Source organism: Bradyrhizobium sp. CCBAU 45389, assembly GCF_028128625.1.
Taxonomy (GTDB): domain Bacteria; phylum Pseudomonadota; class Alphaproteobacteria; order Rhizobiales; family Xanthobacteraceae; genus Bradyrhizobium; species Bradyrhizobium liaoningense_B.
This window is the reverse complement of record NZ_LBIY01000099.1, coordinates 725,865-742,537: the sequence shown is the minus strand read 5'-3', so window position 1 is coordinate 742,537 and position 16,673 is coordinate 725,865. Positions and strand designations below refer to the sequence as shown.

The window sequence follows — 16,673 nt, the reverse complement described above, 5'->3', positions numbered from 1 at the left end:
CGACGATCTGGATTGTTGGGCGCTGTCTAAAGCTGATCTTCGCCAGGATTTCGACGGCAGACGCCCCGGGTGTGCCTCTCGATCTCAGCCAGTGCGGCGTCGAGCGAGGCGTGCGGCCCTTGCTGTATGCCGGCCATAGTTTCCGATGCGTGGCCCTCCGGATGGATCATGAACTGACGTGGAGCGCTTGCCGTGATGCGCCCCATCGAGCGGCCGAGCAGGTCCGTCAGCTGCCAAACCGTGCCTCCCTCTGCCGGTGTAACGATCACATCCATGGTGAACCTTGAGTCTGTACGCCGCGCGAACAAACCGCTGCAATAACCGATGGGCGAACTACCGAGTTCCGCGGCCGCGGCATTCTCGGTACTGGAAGGATTGGCGCTTCGGATCGCCCCGCGATCGAGCGAATGGCGCTTAATGCCGATATATGCGACTATATAGAATGGTCAAAAAGAAAGGTCGAAGGCCAACGTCGGGAGAAGAAATGGCAACCGCTCTCGACCGTTGGGACGAGGAAGGCGGAGCGCAGGAGTTGGCGTGGCCTTTACCCTATGAAGCCAGCGATTTGCGCGATGTGGAGCGCAGAGTCCTGGAATGTCTGGGTGCCGCCCTTGTCAGCGAATGGAATGATCTGCCTACTGACGTCCAGCGCAGGCTCTTCGAGCACGCGGCCTCGGGCAAATCGCACGACGCCACCGTGTTGAAGACGCGGATCGCCCGTTTCCTGCACGATCATAAAGGTGCTTCGGGTGGGCGCTAACACGACTTTGGCAGATTTGTTCACGCCTTGCTCTTCGCTGACCTGTGTTCTGCAGTACCCGTATCGCGGATCTGATGGCTGAAGAATGAGAGCGACGATGGCGGGACGCGCGGCTGGCAGGTTGGGCTGAGGTGGTGGCCGTCGTTTCATTTTTGCGCCCCGTCTTGGCAATGCGGAAGTGCTGCAAGAAGGCGTAAGCAACCATCGTCATAAGAGCGTGACGATGAAGACCGTGCCAGAACCGTCCCATCGCGCCATGACGGTTGTAGCCAACCGCTGCAAGTCTATCTCGGCTGGTAGATTTGCGAGATAGCATTTCTTCTCTCCGAGTCGCGATGCTTGCCGATCGCCAACTCGCATTTTTTCACTTGGCATCAGCAAGCATTTCGTCCGCCGGCATCTATACAAATCCGCGATGTGTATTGCCTTGTGTTTGGTGACTTCGCAGCCATCTCATGATAAAGAGATAGCTAATCTCGGCACAGAAAGCACTGTAAACGGATTGCTTCACTATCGCGCCGATGCAAAGCCGTTTCTGAAGGATAGCCGATCATGACCATGCGCTCCCGACGCGAAACGGTCACCTTCAAGCATCCCTTCCGGATCAAGGGCATCGACCGCCTCCTGCCTCCGGGTGCCTACGAGGTCATCACCGATGAGGAGATGATCGAAGGATTGTCGTTCGAGGCGTTTCGCCGGGTTGCCACTATGATCACGGTGCCGGCGGCGCCGCCGCGCACTTCAACGGTGGAGAGGATTTCCATCAACCCGGTCGATTTGGCTGACGCTCAGCGCATTGATGCCGAAGCGCCTCGCGAGTGACGAGCCACTCGATCTCGACAAGCACCGCTGAATGGCTGCACAAGAAGCGACCGACGTCCGGCGTATTCTGGCGCACGTCGAGAACAACGCAATGCCCCTGCGCGATGGGAAGCTTTCTCAAATTTGATGACGCGGCGTCCAACGACTTTCGCACCACACAGCTGGCCTTCACCGGATCCTTAGCCGCCGCGGTCTTGGCAGCTATTTCGTGATGCTCTGAGCGAATATCGTTTCGGGACGGTCTTGTACGTCCCCTTGCGGCGGCTTATGTGCTGATTAGCACTCGCTGGCCACGACTGCCATTTCGTCCAAAGCAACAACAACAAGAAAACAGGAGGGCAGCATGAAATTCCGTCCGCTTCACGGCCGCGTTGCGGTCAAGCGTATCGAAGCCGAAGAGAAGACCACTGGCGGCATCATCATTCCGGACAGCGCCAAGGAAAAACCTTCGCAGGGCGAGATCACGGCGGTTGGCCCAGGCGGCCGCGACGAATCCGGCAAGCTGCCCATCGATCTCAAGGTTGGCGACCGCGTCCTGTTCGGCAAGTGGTCAGGTACGGAGATCGAGCTCGATGATCAGGAAGTACTGATCATGAAGGAAAGCGACATTATGGGCGTTCTCACCGAGCTGCCCGCCGCCAAGAAGAAGGTCGCCTAAGCGCCAGTCTGTTTTCCTTATCCCAAGCAGCCAGCGTCTCGAAGGAGAAGGATAAGGCCCGCAAGTTGAACTCACGTCCCTAAAGAGCTCGCCGAGTCGCGCGGTCTTTCGGATTTGACAGTTGAAAACGGAGATCATGATGTCGGCCAAAGAAGTTAAGTTCGGCGTCGACGCCCGCGACAGGATGTTGCGCGGTGTTGAAATTCTCAACAATGCGGTTAAGGTCACGCTCGGGCCCAAGGGCCGGAACGTCGTGCTCGACAAGTCGTTCGGCGCCCCCCGCATCACCAAAGACGGCGTCACTGTCGCCAAGGAGATCGAGCTTGAGGACAAGTTCGAGAACATGGGCGCGCAGATGGTGCGAGAAGTTGCCTCCAAATCGGCAGATGCAGCTGGCGATGGCACCACCACCGCGACCGTGCTCGCGGCTGCGATCGTCCGTGAAGGCGCGAAGGCGGTTGCCGCCGGTATGAACCCGATGGACCTGAAGCGCGGTATCGACCTCGCGGTGGAAGCCGTGGTCGCCGATCTCGTGAAGAACTCCAAGAAGGTCACCTCGAACGAGGAGATCGCCCAGGTCGGCACCATCTCGGCCAACGGCGACGCGGAGATCGGCAAGTTCCTCTCCGACGCCATGAAGAAGGTCGGCAACGAGGGCGTCATCACGGTTGAAGAAGCCAAGTCGCTCGAGACCGAACTCGAGGTCGTCGAAGGGATGCAATTCGACCGCGGCTACATCTCGCCGTACTTCGTCACCAACGCCGACAAAATGCGCGCCGAAATGGAAGACGCCTACGTCCTCATCCACGAAAAGAAGCTATCTCAGTTGAATGAACTGCTTCCGCTGCTGGAAGCCGTCGTCCAGAGTGGCAAGCCGCTTGTGATTATTGCGGAAGACGTCGAGGGCGAAGCGCTCGCGACCCTGGTCGTGAACCGCCTCCGCGGCGGTCTGAAGGTCGCGGCCGTGAAGGCTCCGGGCTTCGGCGATCGCCGCAAGGCCATGCTGCAGGACATCGCGATCCTGACCGGCGGCCAGGCGATCTCGGAAGATCTGGGCATCAAGCTCGAGAACGTCACGCTCAACATGCTCGGTCGCGCCAAGAAGGTGATGATCGACAAGGAGAACACCACCATCGTCAGCGGCGCCGGTAAGAAGGCCGACATAGAGGCGCGGGTGGCGCAGATCAAGGCGCAGATCGAGGAGACCTCCTCGGACTATGACCGTGAAAAGCTGCAGGAGCGTCTTGCCAAGCTCGCGGGCGGCGTCGCGGTGATCCGCGTCGGCGGCGCGACCGAGGTCGAGGTGAAGGAGCGCAAGGATCGCGTTGATGACGCGATGCATGCGACCCGCGCGGCCGTCGAGGAAGGCATCCTGCCGGGCGGCGGCGTCGCCCTGCTGCGTGCTTCCGAGCATCTCAAGGGGCTGCGCACCAAGAACGATGACCAGAAGACCGGCGTCGAGATCGTGCGCAAGGCGCTGTCTGCGCCGGCCCGCCAGATCGCGATCAACGCTGGCGAGGACGGCTCCGTTATCGTCGGCAAGATCCTGGAGAAGGATCAGTATGGCTACGGCTTTGACTCCCAGTCCGGCGAGTACGGCAACCTGGTCACCAAGGGCATCATCGACCCGACCAAGGTCGTTCGTGTGGCGATTCAGAATGCGGCTTCTGTTGCGGCGCTCCTGATCACTACCGAAGCCATGGTGGCCGAATTGCCAAAGAAGAACGCCGGCGGTGGGGGCATGCCTCAAGGTGGCGGCATGGGTGGTATGGATTTTTAAGTCCTACTCGTTCAGAGCTCAACAATAACGAAGGCCCGGCAGAGATGCTTGGGCCTTTTTTGCAGGAATCAGCAAAAAGCGGCCGCCGAGAAGCGTGATGAATTCTCGCCGTTTCACGGATTTCCGTGAGGACGCCTTGTGCAATATCTCAAAATCAGCACTTTGCATTGCAGCCGGGTGGCGGGTGAGAATTGTTACCAAACCAGTCAGGACGCACCCCACCGTTACTGGATTTTGGGAAGTGCATAGCTCCGCCCTGGTTGGTCGCCCCCGTGATTAGACCGAAGACCGCGATCACCTGGGACGCGGGGATCATGAGTAGCAGGCCGGCTACGATCGAGACACCCGGTGCAATAGCGACCACAGCGAGCAGCAGCATAATAGGGCCGAAGGAGTGCTTGTGTAGGCGACCCATCAGCCAGCCCAGGGTAAAGCGATCTTGCCGGTGCCTCGTCGTGCAGCCGCTGCAGCAGGACCGAGGCAGGCACAAACACCCCTTCATCGGCGGGCATTGTCGGCTTCAGCTGGTCGGGGCTCGTTGGGACCCGGTACGCCGGGGACAGGATATTTTGGGAGGCGCCCGGTCGACACAGCCGACCCTGCGAGGGTCAGAGCCGACCCAGAAGTAGCAATACGACGAGGATGACCAGGATGGTACCGATGACCCCCATCCCACCGTGGCCATAGCCGTAGCCGTAGCCGCCGAAGCGGCCGCTGAAGCCACCAAGCAGGAAGATGATGAGGAGGATGATGAGGATAAGTCCGATCGACATTGTCCGACTCCTTTGGTGGGACCGTGTGGATATTGGGTCTCACGGTAGTCCGAGTTGAGTGCGCGATCTTCAAGCTTCCGGCGACGACTGTCGGCGGCATCACTGGGCAAGTGCTGTGCTACTTCTTCTCGATTGAAATGCCACCCGGCGCGGCGGACGCGGAGCAGGAGGCAGTTTGAGCTTGAGAGAGGCAGCCTTGGTATCGTTTGGCTCGGGGTCGGCGGTGCCCGTGGCGTTGCCGGGACGAGTCAGTCGCTTCGGGATTGCTGGTCGAGCCGATAGACCCGCCCCGCGCTCGCGCCTTTAGCTCCCTGGCGCAAGTTTTGTCTGTCTTGCGATTCGCCAACTCCTGCAAAAGTCCGCAGGCGACCCCGGATGGGAGGGGCCGATGCAGTTGACCGGATCACAAGGGCGCAGCCGCGCCATCGCGCTCGAGTGCGCTCGAGCGCGCGTTGAGTGGGCATGGTCTGTGACAGAGGTTGCCACGCCCAAACAGCGTCGCTCGTGCCCTCAATACGGGGCGTAGTATTGGCGGCGATAGGGATACTGGCCGCCGTAGTAATCTGGCGCATAGTAGCCCGGCGCGTAGCCTGGCCCGTAATAGCTACCACCGTAGGCTCCATAAGCGGCGGCTCCAGCCGCGGCACCCAGGATGCCAAGACCAATTGCGGCCCCCGGAGCGCCGTAGTAGCCGCGACCGCGGTAGTGGCGTCGGTAGTAGACTTCTGTCACTGCGGACGACGAAGCCGCTTGTGTCAGAAGAGCCGTGCTCGGCGAGATCGGAGCTGCCCCCGAAGGCAGCACCGAGGCGAGCGTCGCCGCACCGAAGAGTGCGACCGCAATCGCGTATTTCATTGTCTGCTGGTTCATGGTCGTATCCTCTCCAACTTGGAGCATCTCAAGCGGCAAGTCGATTGCGTGCCGCTGGCCGATAAAGAACCTCGACCCAGGGTGCTTGAAGCGCTGGTGGGGGGGCGGATCCGAGGATTCGTGGTTCTAAGCGAACTCACAGACCCGCCTCTGTACTCGCGCCGCGACTTAACCGATTACTTGGCGCAAGTTTTTTCGGCCTTCAAAGCCGCTTCTGCCGAGGCCTTTGTCGTGTGAGCGGCGCCGACAACCTTCATGCTACCGCCGGCAGCAGGCTGGCTCTCGACGATCTGACATTTCATGGTCGCAGTATCCTGAGCCAGGTAGAACGAGGAAGGCGATTGGCCAACGGTTTTGCCAGTCTCCGCCGCGAATGACGGAGAAGCGAATGCGAGAACAGCGACTGTCGCTAATAGAATTCTTTTCATAGTATCCACCAATTCTTATGCGTCCGGAATCGGACAAAGAATGAACAGGGCAAGCCGACAAGAGTTCCAGCTATCGCCGATTTGTTTGTTGCGTGTGGATCCGCGTGGATCAGTGACAGCCCCGAAAGTCTGTCGACAGATTGTGCCAATCGCCCAATTCCATTCTGCCTAGCGGCGATTCAGCGGGTGTTGCCGTTAGCGGGAATCAATTGGCTATAGCTGCGGCCCTCGCAAACATTCTCTCAATCACCGATGGATGCCGAGAGCAGGGCGGCGAGAAGTATTGTGCCGCAACGCAGCGCGAGCTCATGGTCAAAATTGCTCATTCAAGAAAATTTAACGAAAGGGAATTTGCCATCAGATTAGGACGGCATCACTCATCGCAATGTCACTCTTTGGCCCAAGCCCCACTGACGAGTAGGCGCAATAGGCGATGCCCATCATGAGCAGGAGCCTGAAGGCCCTTCTAGAAAACGTGAGGGCCTTGAAGCTGAACGACTGATCAGAAAGGCTGCCGAAGGTCCAATGCGTCGATCTATGATGTGACAAGAACTTCTACGGACATCCCGGCGAAGGCGCCGATGCTGCCGACGAAGCTGCCGGACACCGGAATCGTCTGCCGGATGTCGCGCGCGACCGCGACCGGGATCAGATTGAAGCCGCCGAGGCTACGATTCGTCGGGTCGAAAGTGATCCAGCCGGCGCCCGGTACGAAGACCTCGGCCCACGCATGGGTTGATCCCGCATCGCTCGATCCGACGCTCTGTTGCTCTGGATTGTAAAGATAGCCGGAGACGATCCTGGCTCCAAACCCGAGCATGCGTGCTGCTTCGGTGAACAGCACCGCGAAATCCCGGCATGACCCCCAGCCACGATTTAACGTTTCTACCGGCGTTTGGGTACCCTCATCCTCACGGCTCTGGTACTGGACAGCTTCCGAAACGCCGACGCTCAGGTCCTTTAGCAGCGACAGCGTATCAGTCCGACTTCCTCGAACGAACATTTGTGCCCAATTTCGTAGGACCCCCGCTGTGTCCGAGTACTGGGGGAGAGCCAGGGCGCCGAGATCGGTCCAATCGTCATCAGAATAGCGGAATGGGTAAGACATGGCCGAGACAGCGATATCGAACACCGGCCATGCAACCGCGTCGAGCTGAAGCTCCGCGACGCTGGCGATCACCAGGTTGGAGGCTGTCATCTGAAACGTGGCCGTCGCGATTGCATTGCCAAACACATCGTGCGCCCAGGTCAAGGCCGCATGCGGCGTCATCGTGACGTTGCTCGAAATCAAGCGGAGCTCGCGGCTTTCGCGCGGACGAAGCATCAAGCGGTGCGGCAACAGGTGCACGTGTTCGTTGAATCGATAAGTCGTCGTGTGAAGAACCTTCAGCATAATCAACGAAAGCTCCGATCGGGGCGGCCTCTGGCCAGGCCCCTTATCCGGTGGTCCCCTCGGGAAGTATGGCCGAGTTGAAGATGCCCATGCAAATGTCGATCCAGACGACCGAAACCGGACGAGGCACCGTGCGAGAACGCTGCGATTCATTCATACGGGCATGTTAACGGGTGTCGATGTGCAAGCACAACATCAGTTCGCGGTGCGATAGGATCCGACAAGTGTGACGTGCTGCAAATGTGTGGACAGCCTCGTGTCGCGCGACATTCCTGGATAGTGAGGCGACTAGGAGGGATCGAACCATGAAGAACCGGCCACCACTTCCGCAACATTTGAGTCGCCATAGGTATCACGCGCTGCTGGTCCGGCTGCAAATCGAGCTCGTCAAGCTGCAGCCTGCGTGATTGAGCGCGGCCAGCGTATCCTTGTCATCGTCGAAGGTCGCGACGCCGCCGGCAAGGATGGCACGATCAAGTGGATTGTCGAACATCTAAGCCCGCGCGATACCCGCGTCGTAGCGCTGGGGCCGCCGAGCAATCGGGAACGGTGTTCATGGTACTTCCAGCGTCACGTTTCGCACTTGCCCGCGGCAAGAGAGATCGTGCTGCTCAATCGCATTTGGTACAACCGTGCTGGAGTTGAGCGTGTCATGGGCTTTTGCACCAAGGAGGAAACCGAGGAATTCCTCGAGACCGTGCCGGGTTTCGAAGCAATGATTGAGCGTTCGGGGATCACCCTGCTCAAGTACTATCTTGATATTTCGAAACAGGAGCAGAAGCGACGGCTCGCCGACCGCCAAAGGGATCCCCTGAAGCAATGGAAGATGAGCCCCATCGATGCCAAGGCGCAGAAGCTTTGGAAAGCTTATTCCGAAGCACGGGACAAGATGCTGGAGCGGACGCACACCGTCACCTCGCCCTGGACCGTGGTCCGCGGCGGTGACAAGGAACATGCGCGGCTTAATATCATTCGCGATGTGCTGTGGCGGCTGAACTATCCGGGAAAGCACCGTCGTCTCCACAGACCCGATCCGGCGGTCGTTTTTCCTTACGATAAAGCCTGCTATGAGCGCGGCCTGATCGAGGCTTAGGTGGCTTACCTTGATGCCTCAGTTTGCATCGAGCGAAATTCTGTAGCCTGCATTTTCGAGAGCGGCGAGGACAGCTGTTGCGATAGTCTTGCATTCGTTGGGCTCTTTGTAAGTTTTCGGCCACACCGTCCCGTTTCCCGCGTCTGGAAAATCAACGAAAGCTGATTGAATAGCGCGTTCGATGATCCGTTGGAGCTTCTCATCCCGTATCATTGCCTCGTCTCCCGCTTCTCGACGATCGTCACAATATCATCATTTTACCTAGAGCCGCTGCGGTGCGCTGCCAATGCGCTGGAGTGCACAATATCCTGTTTGAAGGAGTAAAACGTATTTCGTTCCTCCGACGATCAGCGCAGGCGAGCGTAGCCCTCACCGATTTGCGACGCTCAAGCCGGGCCTCTTTGCGGCTGGCGACGTGGGGGACGGCGTCTATCGGCAAGCTGTCACGCCGGTCTCGGCTGCATGACGGCACTTGAGGCCACTCGCTTTCTCTTGGCCCAATGTCCTTCCAGCCGGCGCGCTTGTCCTATTGAAGATAGGCTCAACCCTTAAGCGGCAGGTCGAGCAATGTATGGCTGTAATTTCAATTACATACGAGTTCGCAGTTTTGTTCTGAGTGGCGCGCCATTCAGAACAGTCCAACGAACTCTGACTCAGTACGTCTTCAGCATTGTGAGCTCGCCGGCATCGGCTCGGTTTTTGGCGGCGAGCAAGATCTCCCTCATCTGCTTGATCACCTGCGGTTCTAGGGCTTCGATCTTCGCCGCGATCTGCGGATCAAGAATGCCTTTGCGGCCATACCGCCCTCGAACGTCGCTGGCATGTCCGAGAATGCGGTCGCGCGTGCGTTGTGCGATCGCATCATTGTCGAGCCAATCGGCCATGAGGTGCCGCGTCGAATAGAGGGTAAGGTCCGCGCGATCGAGTTTCAGTTTCGTCTTCACGTACTGCCATGCCTTGCTCAGCGGCTGCGACCAGCGGATCGTACCGTCTTTGCGAGTATAGGCGTCCCATTCCGGGAAGAGCCGTTCCTCTTGCTTGTCCATCAGATCCTGCATTCGATCCAGCAGCCCCAACTCGATGAGAAGCGGATGGATCGGAATGACCCGCCCGGCAGCGTTCGTCTTCAGATTGCGCAGATCCTTCACCGCGACGCGGCCATGGCGAGCATCGAACGGGCGCAAGTCGAAATAGTAGAACTCGCCATCGGTTCGGATATCGGCGCATTTGAGCTGGCCGACCTCGCCGGGCCTCATGCCGGTGAGGATGCAGATCAAGAAACCCCAGTAGATGTGCGATTGCACGAAGTACCGGCCGGGCTGCCAGACGTGCACGCGATTCTTGCAGCCGGTGAAGAGCGGCAGGCGCAACAGCGTCAGCAGCTCGTCATCGTCGAAGGCATCGCGCGGCAGCGGCGCCAAATTTTCGGGATCGATGCACACGAACTTGGGACGCGGTCCGCAGTAATGCTTTTCCGCGATGGCGAAGTCGACGAACTTATAGAGCCCGGCCCAGTACCGGCTCTTGATGGTGGTGGTCGTCACGCGCTCGAGCTGCGACCACTTCGTCTCTTCCGCATATTTGTAGCGCTGGAAAAGCGTCTTCGCGAACCGGCGTGGAATGTTATCGCGATTGGGGATATCCGGCAGCGCCTCGTCGAGTTGCTTCCATTTGGCATCGGTCAGTTCATCCATCCGCGGGTTGTCCAGGAAATCGATGGCGAACTGGATGACGGGTTCAGCTTCTCCGCGGCCCTTCGCGGTGTGTTTCCGCTTGCGGTCCAGCGGTTTGAGAAATTCCGCGAGCACGTCGGACATCCGGCAGGAATTGTCTTCGGCGGCCTCCCCGGTGGGGGCACATACCGCGGGCTCGGAGACCGGCGAGATCGAGCCCACCTTCTGCGCCGGAAGCAACGGAAGCCTTTGGGCGACTGCGTCCTGCACGAGGCGATCGATCATCGCGATGGGATCGAACGGTTGTGCGACCGCCGGGGCGGCGGGCGCCGTCCAGCCTTCCTTGACCGCCTCGGCCGCGTCATGCCGGCCGTTTTCATAGGCACGCCGAACGTTTAGGCGGGCGATCTCGCTTTCGGCCGCCTTGTTCTGGTTGACGAAGTCGACCCAGGTGCTCGGCATCCGAGGGAAACGCTGCGGGTAGGCATAGCCGCGGTCCTGCGCCCGGCCGAGATAGCGCCTGACCTCATGTTCGAACGCGCAGCGCTCGGCCAGCAGCCGCTCGTTCGCCGGCACGCCATGCTCGACATAGGCGTGCAGCCGCGCGTCGAGGATGGTCCCCAACGCCTCCAGGTCGGGAGCCGCGATCAGCTCCTGCACCCATCCGAGATTGTCCATCAGCCGCCGCCTAGCCTCATCAAAATTCCCGGTCCTGAGGCTGACACGAAGGAGGGGGAGCCCAAAGAGCTGAGCGGCCTGTTTCCCCAGCCGAATCTGCAGGAAATAGCGTCCATCGCCGCGCCGGGCGAGGTAGGAAGGACGAGCCACGCGTAGGCCTTTCCGGGGGGGCGGGCCGGGTGAGACATCCCCGTGGGATGTAACACCATCAAATCCGCTACCACATTCCGGCCAACGTGCTGGAAAAGCTCAGGATTTCGCTTCGATTTTGGACCTGGTAGCGCGTCCCTCTCCCGCTACCATTCTTGGCCTAACTCTTTCTATCTGCATCGGACGGTTTCCCCGCGCACGGCTAGGGCGAAGGCCACGACTCTTGTCCTGCTCGAACCGAGTCGGCTCGTTAGTAGGTCTAATTGCTGCACTCAACTATTCATAGTGTACGATCGATTCGCGTTGATTGATGGCGATAAAGAAACAAGAGTTTTACGAGGGGGCCGCTCTTCACCTGATTATTAGGTCGGGTCGCGTGAAGAGCATTCGGTATGACCCCCCCTTCTTCTTTCTAAACGAGCGAATGATTGTGTTGCTCAAGTACAGCACGAAGGTGCGGTCACCTTGGGGCTTCACGTTCACTGAAGATGAACAGCAACGGCTGTCGTTCATGTCGGGCAAACAACGAACTGTAATTGGTCTTGTTTGCGGGGCCGATGGCATCGTTGCGCTCCCGTACGACTCGTACTCAACGATTGCCTCTGCGCGAGCGGCTTCCGCCTATGTCTCCTGTTACCGCGATCACGGTGAGCATTATCAAGTCAGCGGTCCGGATGGAATCCTCAAGCGCAAGGTTCCGCCGTCCAGCTGGCAGCGCCTCCTAGAAGATGGGACGAGCAATGAAGCATAGCGAGCAGGTTCTAAAATTATTGCGCAAGCAAATTGGCAATGACAGCGAAGTCCAGGAAATCCGTAGAACCGCTCAGGAAGTTGTCAAGAAATGGATCAATCCACTGAGCGGTGGCGTGGAAGAGACGAATGGGTTGGTTTATGGCTTGGTGCAAAGCGGCAAGACTGGTGTCCTGTCGGTTAAAGAGGGCGACATACGGAACGTGTCACCATTGCGGTTGCGACGCGAGCTAAACTTGCAGAAGGGTGAATTGGACTTATTGGCTGGGTGTCCGCCCTGCCAGGGCTTTTCGTCATTGCGTACGCGTAATGGAAACAAGCGTAATAGAGACCGCAGAAACGATCTAGTAGGCCAAATGCTCAGGTTCGCGAAGGCATTCGAACCTAGGGCGATCATGATGGAAAACGTTCCTAAGCTTATCCAATACGGGCCGTTCAAGCGGCTATGTCAGGAACTCTCCGATCTCGGCTATGATGTTGATGTTCAGGTCAAGGATGCTGCTCGCTACGGTGTGCCGCAAAGGAGGCGGCGGCTTATTCTTCTTGCCGGAAAGGGGTTCCCAATCCAGGCGGCGGCGGAGGCTCGGGTTGTTCGAACAGTCCGCTCAGCGATTGGCGACCTGAAAGAAGCCGGAAAGTCGAAGGATGCGTTGCATGACCTTCCCGAAAAGCGGCGTAGTGAAAGAGTCGAGCAGCTGATTCGCGATATTCCAAAGGATGGCGGTAGTAGGACCGACTTGTCTGAGGACCGGCAATTGCCCTGCCATCAAAAGAGCGATGGTTTTAGGGATATCTACGGAAGGATGGCTTGGGACGAGGTGTCGCCAACGATTACTGGCGGCTGTTTCAATCCCTCCAAGGGAAGATTTCTCCATCCCGTGAAGAACCGCGCCATAACAATGCGCGAAGCCGCGTTGCTTCAAACGTTTCCCAAGCGATATCGGTTCTCTCAGAGAGCAGGCAAGGAGGCGATCGCGTTGATGATAGGCAATGCTCTGCCTCCTGAGTTCATTCGTCGACACGCGCTAGTTATCCTGAAAACTCTACAGTCGGGATAACGATCAGATCGTACGTTGAACGCTCATAACTAGACGACTGCCCATGGCCGATGTTTTTTCTAAGCGTAAGCGCTCAGAGATCATGTCCAAGGTACGAAGCCGCGGCAACCATGCGACCGAACTTCGCTTGATCAACGTTTTCCGTCAATGTGGGGTACGTGGATGGAGGCGAAACCAAAAGCTTTTTGGAAAGCCTGATTTTGTCTTCTATGATGCAAGGCTGGCAGTTTTCGTCGATGGTTGCTTTTGGCACGGATGTAAGGTTCATCGTAGTATTCCCAAGTCCAACGCTGTCTTTTGGTCAAATAAGATAGTTCGGAATGTTCGACGCGATGTGGCTGTTCGAAGGAAGCTAAATAGTCTCGGGTGGAGCGTGCTAAGGGTGTGGCAGCACGATCTTTGCAATCCGGACAAAGTTGGCACGCGCGTGAGTCGAACGCTGGCGCGGCTGCGGTCTAGTAAGGGCTCAGTTTAACTCTGACTATGCGCCTCGGGGGCTTTAATCTGGGGCTGAAGCGGCTGTTTCCAGTCGGTCGAGGCAGTTACCCGTCGGGCAAAACACCCTCCACCTCGTCAACCCCTCACCGTAAAAATATTCCACTTTACCGAAATTCGGAAATGTCGTACATCTCGCCCATCCCGGCTCATCCTTGAGGGGCGATCGTGAGGTCGTCATTTTCGCGAGCCGGGCTTGCGGTGGACGCGGCAGCGTCGGCACGAGAGGGGGCGGGCAGGGCGGGTAGTCCCTGTGAGCTCGTCACCGCGTGCGGACGAGCGGCGCTGCTAGGCTTCGTCTCGTCTGTAAGTTTTCGGCTCCGTCGACAGGGCTGGAAATACTGCGGCGACATGGCGGGCCGTGCGTACGGCAAAACCGTGTGGTCCTGGCCGTCGTTGCTACGGTCAAGCCTCTTGCGAAGATGCGCGCGAACCCAACCGGGCAGACGGCATCGTCAATTCGCGGGGCGAGGGAGGCCAGAGGGAAAGTTCGGCTCCCGGGAGAGCACGGCATAAGCCGTCCGACCATCGCGCAGGGAAGGCCGAGTGATTGGCACCACCTGTATGCTGCTGTGCGGTCTTTTTGCGCTACCTTTCGCGCAGCGGACCGCGGGTGCGAGGTCAGCACCCGGCCTTCCCTGCGCCCTCTTGGCCTTGAGGGTGGAGAGATCAAGCAAGCCTCGGGCAAAATCAGCCGCGAGAATGCAGAGCTGCGTCTGGCGTTTGACATCGAAGCTGAATGGAAGAACGGCGTTTTGAGACACGCCCGACATGCGGGTCGATCTTCGAGGATCGATCGGTTGGTCCGAATCTTGCGAGAGGGGACAGCGCGCGGCTTGTCATCCATGCGACACGATCGAAGGACGAGAACACCATGTCAGAACAGCAGATGATCGATCTCTTCGACCGTTGGGAGCGGGTTTGGCACGAGGGACGATTCGACCTCGTCCCGGCCTGCGTCGGCGAACATTACATTCGTCACGATGAAGCCGGCGACCGGATTGTCACGCGGGATGCCTACGCCGCCGAGGTTGCCGACGTGCAGCGGGAGCGACCCGGCATCCGTGTTGTCGTCTACGATCATTCCTTCAGCGGACATCGGGCATGGTTCCGCTTTGCGTTCAAGTGGCTCGATCCAAAGACCGGAGAGGCTCGCAGCCGGGCGGGGATGCAGTCCTACCGCACCGAGGGCGGCAAGTTGGTGGAGACCTGGTTATCGATGCAGCCACTCGGCTCGTCCTGGACCGATGCGCCTCAAGAGCGTTGGACGAGTTCGCCAGTCGTCGCATAATTGGAATCAAGACCGCCGATCTCATGTGCAGCCAAGCTTCGGCTGCGTCGCAATACCGGGCGGATACATCAACTCATGCAAAATCGGCGTAACGCATTTGCTGAAATCGATGCCGACGATGAGCGGCACGCTCGACGGTCTCAAGCTCATTGATTCTGCTGGGTTAGCGCCTCGAAAGCCCGAATGATATCGCGCCCGCAACTTGGAAGCTCTCTAACATATTGATGTTGCGCAATTAATCACCAGCCCTGTAAGACGTGCACGTCCGCGGCGAACTTGCGGATGTCGTGTGCTTCGGGTTCGTGATGTCCGACGTAGTGGTTGCCTCGATCTCAGCGCTCATCGATGCGTATTACGGCGAGTTGCGGTCTTACGCCTCCCGCAAGCTCCGCAACCCCGTCGCTGCCGAGGATGTCGTGCAGGAAGCCTGGTTGCGATTTGCCAGCTCGGGCAATGACAGGATCGCCAATCCGCGTGCGTATCTCTACCGGCTCGTCGGCAACCTCGTCATCGACCAGCAGCGCCGCGAGCAGACCCGCCTCGGCGCGGCCGCTCCGCCGTCCGATCATCTCGATGTCGTCGACGAGACGGTCGACACCGAGAGGCAGCTCATGGCGAGACAGCGGCTGGCGCTTCTGACCAAGGCGGTTTTCGAGCTGCCGCCCCGGTGTCGCGATTGCTTCATCCTGCGCCGCTTCGACGACCTCGAGCCGGACGAGATCGCCAGGCGGATGGGAATCAGCCGGAATATGGTTGAAAAGCACCTCCGGCACGCGCTGGTTCACTGTGCCAGGCGTCTGCGCGAAGGCGATTGATTTTTTCTCCCGGCTGACCTCCTCTGTTTTAGAATTGCTCCGTCTTAAAGAGTGAGATGGCGGGCGATCGCCACTCTTGCGGCGCTGTTTTCATGCTGGAACGACGATCATCCATGAATGACGGGGAGAAGCCGACTGCCCTGGACGAGGCGGCGGAATGGTATGTGCGGCAGGACGCCGGGGGGCTCGATGCCGGCGAAGAGGCGCGCTTCCGGGCATGGCTGCTGCAGCCGGCCAATCGGGCGGCTTACGAGGAAATCGCCGGCACCTGGGACGATCTTGGCCGCATCCCTCGTCCGGCACTCAGCACAGGATCGCCGCGACGGCGTGATGCCAGCACGGTCCCGCTTCGGCGGCATCCGTCTCGCACATCCCGGCCGCGCCGCTGGGCGCTTGCGGCCGCGGCGGTCGTGGCGGCGGTCGTCGCCGGCTATGCGCTCGACCTTCCCATGCGGCTCGAGGCAGATGCCATGACGGCGACCGGCGAGGCGCGGACCGTAATGCTCGATGACGGCAGCAGCGTCGCCTTGAACACCGCGAGCGCCATCGCCGTCGACTATTCGCGCGAGCGCCGGCGCATTCGTCTCTTGCGCGGCGAGGCCGTGTTCACCGTCGCCAAGGACACCACGCGCCCGTTCGTCGTCGCTGCCGCGTCCGGCGAGGCGGTCGCGCGCGGCACGGTCTTCGCTGTCCGCAAGGAGGATGAAGCCGCGACAGTCACCGTGCTGGAAAGCCGCGTGGGGGTGTCCTACCCGGCGGCCGGCCGGACGGCGGTCGAGCTTTCTCCGGGAGAGGCCGTCGGTTATTCGCGCCGCGGTCTCGGCCAGCTGCGAGCGGTCGATGCCGATGCGGCGACGGCATGGCGGCGTGGCAAGCTGATCTTCGTCGATCGCCCTCTCGGCGAAGTGATCGCGGAGCTCAATCGCTACCATTCTGGACGGATTCAAATCATCGACGGCTCCATCGGCAGCCATCCGGTCAGCGGTGTCTTCGACACCAGGAATCCTCTGCAAGCACTGGACGTTATCGAGCAGACTCTCGGTCTGCACTCGACGCGGCTGAGCAGCCTTCTGATCCTGCTGCATCACTGATCGAGAAAAACTTCGCTCCGTCGACCTCCTCTTTTCCAAGGCTCCTGCGTCTCACTGTCGGAAGGCAACTGCACCGGCCCGCGGCCGGTGCAGTT

17 protein-coding genes and 1 pseudogene are annotated in these 16,673 nt (G+C 59.3%); 11 read left to right on the top strand and 7 right to left on the bottom strand.

Translation table 11 applies throughout. From position 1 onward, the window contains the following. Window positions 1-26: 26 nt before the first annotated feature. Window positions 27-275, bottom strand: coding sequence for a hypothetical protein (locus XH79_RS42705; RefSeq protein ID WP_018273528.1), 249 nt, complete (start codon window positions 273-275; stop codon window positions 27-29). Window positions 276-484: 209 nt separating this feature from the next. On the opposite strand from XH79_RS42705, the gene XH79_RS42700 reads away from it, so the two are divergent. Beyond that, a complete protein-coding gene (locus XH79_RS42700; protein WP_018648614.1) occupies window positions 485-760 on the top strand; it encodes a hypothetical protein in 276 nt (91 codons plus the stop codon). A 28-nt stretch (window positions 761-788) separates the two neighbouring features. Here the strand turns inward: XH79_RS42700 and XH79_RS42695 are convergent. Next, window positions 789-1,126, bottom strand: a pseudogene (locus XH79_RS42695) (IS701 family transposase); the annotation flags it as partial. A 186-nt stretch (window positions 1,127-1,312) separates the two neighbouring features. Between XH79_RS42695 and XH79_RS42690 the strand changes: the two are divergent. From XH79_RS42690 to groL, 3 genes are all read left to right on the top strand, one after another. Then, on the top strand, window positions 1,313-1,582 hold the full coding sequence (locus XH79_RS42690; RefSeq protein ID WP_092216775.1) for a hypothetical protein: 270 nt from the start codon (window positions 1,313-1,315) through the stop codon (window positions 1,580-1,582). A 343-nt stretch (window positions 1,583-1,925) separates the two neighbouring features. After that, window positions 1,926-2,240 (top strand): co-chaperone GroES, encoded by a 315-nt coding sequence (locus tag XH79_RS42685; RefSeq protein ID WP_271585628.1) that lies wholly within the window; start codon window positions 1,926-1,928, stop codon window positions 2,238-2,240. A gap of 139 nt (window positions 2,241-2,379) precedes the next feature. Further along, entirely contained in the window at window positions 2,380-4,020 is a 1,641-nt protein-coding gene (groL, locus tag XH79_RS42680; RefSeq protein WP_028338372.1) for a chaperonin GroEL, read from the top strand. Between the two features lie 154 nt (window positions 4,021-4,174). On the opposite strand, the gene XH79_RS43390 is transcribed toward groL, so the two are convergent. The 4 genes from XH79_RS43390 to XH79_RS42665 form a co-directional block, all read right to left on the bottom strand. After that, the gene (locus tag XH79_RS43390; protein ID WP_370142613.1) at window positions 4,175-4,522 is read right to left on the bottom strand and encodes an exopolysaccharide biosynthesis protein; all 348 of its coding nucleotides are present in this window, start codon (window positions 4,520-4,522) and stop codon (window positions 4,175-4,177) included. Between the two features lie 106 nt (window positions 4,523-4,628). Beyond that, window positions 4,629-4,793 (bottom strand): DUF3309 family protein, encoded by a 165-nt coding sequence (locus XH79_RS42675; protein WP_018646276.1) that lies wholly within the window; start codon window positions 4,791-4,793, stop codon window positions 4,629-4,631. Between the two features lie 510 nt (window positions 4,794-5,303). Then, window positions 5,304-5,663, bottom strand: coding sequence for a hypothetical protein (locus XH79_RS42670; RefSeq protein WP_244981010.1), 360 nt, complete (start codon window positions 5,661-5,663; stop codon window positions 5,304-5,306). A gap of 963 nt (window positions 5,664-6,626) precedes the next feature. After that, a complete protein-coding gene (locus tag XH79_RS42665; protein ID WP_172646934.1) occupies window positions 6,627-7,490 on the bottom strand; it encodes a transglutaminase family protein in 864 nt (287 codons plus the stop codon). A gap of 397 nt (window positions 7,491-7,887) precedes the next feature. Here XH79_RS42665 and ppk2 point away from each other — a divergent pair, with 397 nt between their 5' ends. Continuing rightward, a complete protein-coding gene (ppk2, locus tag XH79_RS42660) occupies window positions 7,888-8,577 on the top strand; it encodes a polyphosphate kinase 2 (RefSeq protein ID WP_370142616.1) in 690 nt (229 codons plus the stop codon). Between the two features lie 653 nt (window positions 8,578-9,230). Here the strand turns inward: ppk2 and XH79_RS42650 are convergent. Continuing rightward, entirely contained in the window at window positions 9,231-10,928 is a 1,698-nt protein-coding gene (locus XH79_RS42650; RefSeq protein ID WP_016844141.1) for a site-specific integrase, read from the bottom strand. A gap of 460 nt (window positions 10,929-11,388) precedes the next feature. Between XH79_RS42650 and XH79_RS42645 the strand changes: the two genes are divergently transcribed. The 6 genes from XH79_RS42645 to XH79_RS42625 all read left to right on the top strand — a co-directional run bounded on the left by XH79_RS42645 (window position 11,389) and on the right by XH79_RS42625 (window position 16,578). Beyond that, window positions 11,389-11,829: a hypothetical protein gene (locus XH79_RS42645; protein WP_271585627.1), complete on the top strand. Its 441-nt coding sequence runs from the start codon at window positions 11,389-11,391 to the stop codon at window positions 11,827-11,829. After that, window positions 11,819-12,886 carry a DNA cytosine methyltransferase gene (locus XH79_RS42640; protein WP_271585626.1) on the top strand — a complete coding sequence of 356 codons (1,068 nt, stop codon included), beginning with the start codon at window positions 11,819-11,821 and terminating at the stop codon, window positions 12,884-12,886. Before XH79_RS42645 ends, XH79_RS42640 begins: the two co-directional genes overlap by 11 nt. A 43-nt stretch (window positions 12,887-12,929) precedes the next feature. Further along, the gene (locus tag XH79_RS43385; protein WP_442870028.1) at window positions 12,930-13,361 is read left to right on the top strand and encodes a very short patch repair endonuclease; all 432 of its coding nucleotides are present in this window, start codon (window positions 12,930-12,932) and stop codon (window positions 13,359-13,361) included. Window positions 13,362-14,255: 894 nt separating this feature from the next. Continuing rightward, on the top strand, window positions 14,256-14,672 hold the full coding sequence (locus tag XH79_RS42635; RefSeq protein ID WP_271585625.1) for a nuclear transport factor 2 family protein: 417 nt from the start codon (window positions 14,256-14,258) through the stop codon (window positions 14,670-14,672). A gap of 305 nt (window positions 14,673-14,977) precedes the next feature. Beyond that, complete coding sequence (locus tag XH79_RS42630) at window positions 14,978-15,487, top strand: sigma-70 family RNA polymerase sigma factor (protein ID WP_245003981.1); 510 nt, start codon at window positions 14,978-14,980, stop codon at window positions 15,485-15,487. Between the two features lie 56 nt (window positions 15,488-15,543). Beyond that, the gene (locus XH79_RS42625; protein ID WP_271585624.1) at window positions 15,544-16,578 is read left to right on the top strand and encodes a FecR family protein; all 1,035 of its coding nucleotides are present in this window, start codon (window positions 15,544-15,546) and stop codon (window positions 16,576-16,578) included. The last annotated feature ends 95 nt before the right edge of the window (window positions 16,579-16,673 follow it).

What these genes read in the sequence shown, in the direction of transcription:
- XH79_RS42700 (WP_018648614.1), top strand. Translation starts at nt 485, where the DNA reads ATGGCAACCGCTCTCGACCGTTGGGACGAGGAAGGCGGAGCGCAGGAG.
- XH79_RS43385 (WP_442870028.1), top strand. Translation starts at nt 12,930, where the DNA reads ATGGCCGATGTTTTTTCTAAGCGTAAGCGCTCAGAGATCATGTCCAAG.
- XH79_RS42670 (WP_244981010.1), bottom strand. Translation starts at nt 5,663, where the DNA reads ATGAACCAGCAGACAATGAAATACGCGATTGCGGTCGCACTCTTCGGT.
- XH79_RS42705 (WP_018273528.1), bottom strand. Translation starts at nt 275, where the DNA reads ATGGATGTGATCGTTACACCGGCAGAGGGAGGCACGGTTTGGCAGCTG.
- XH79_RS42690 (WP_092216775.1), top strand. Translation starts at nt 1,313, where the DNA reads ATGACCATGCGCTCCCGACGCGAAACGGTCACCTTCAAGCATCCCTTC.
- XH79_RS42640 (WP_271585626.1), top strand. Translation starts at nt 11,819, where the DNA reads ATGAAGCATAGCGAGCAGGTTCTAAAATTATTGCGCAAGCAAATTGGC.
- XH79_RS42650 (WP_016844141.1), bottom strand. Translation starts at nt 10,928, where the DNA reads ATGGACAATCTCGGATGGGTGCAGGAGCTGATCGCGGCTCCCGACCTG.
- groL (WP_028338372.1), top strand. Translation starts at nt 2,380, where the DNA reads ATGTCGGCCAAAGAAGTTAAGTTCGGCGTCGACGCCCGCGACAGGATG.
- XH79_RS42675 (WP_018646276.1), bottom strand. Translation starts at nt 4,793, where the DNA reads ATGTCGATCGGACTTATCCTCATCATCCTCCTCATCATCTTCCTGCTT.
- XH79_RS42630 (WP_245003981.1), top strand. Translation starts at nt 14,978, where the DNA reads ATGTCCGACGTAGTGGTTGCCTCGATCTCAGCGCTCATCGATGCGTAT.
- XH79_RS42635 (WP_271585625.1), top strand. Translation starts at nt 14,256, where the DNA reads ATGTCAGAACAGCAGATGATCGATCTCTTCGACCGTTGGGAGCGGGTT.
- XH79_RS43390 (WP_370142613.1), bottom strand. Translation starts at nt 4,522, where the DNA reads ATGAAGGGGTGTTTGTGCCTGCCTCGGTCCTGCTGCAGCGGCTGCACG.
- XH79_RS42685 (WP_271585628.1), top strand. Translation starts at nt 1,926, where the DNA reads ATGAAATTCCGTCCGCTTCACGGCCGCGTTGCGGTCAAGCGTATCGAA.
- XH79_RS42625 (WP_271585624.1), top strand. Translation starts at nt 15,544, where the DNA reads ATGGCGGGCGATCGCCACTCTTGCGGCGCTGTTTTCATGCTGGAACGA.
- XH79_RS42645 (WP_271585627.1), top strand. Translation starts at nt 11,389, where the DNA reads ATGGCGATAAAGAAACAAGAGTTTTACGAGGGGGCCGCTCTTCACCTG.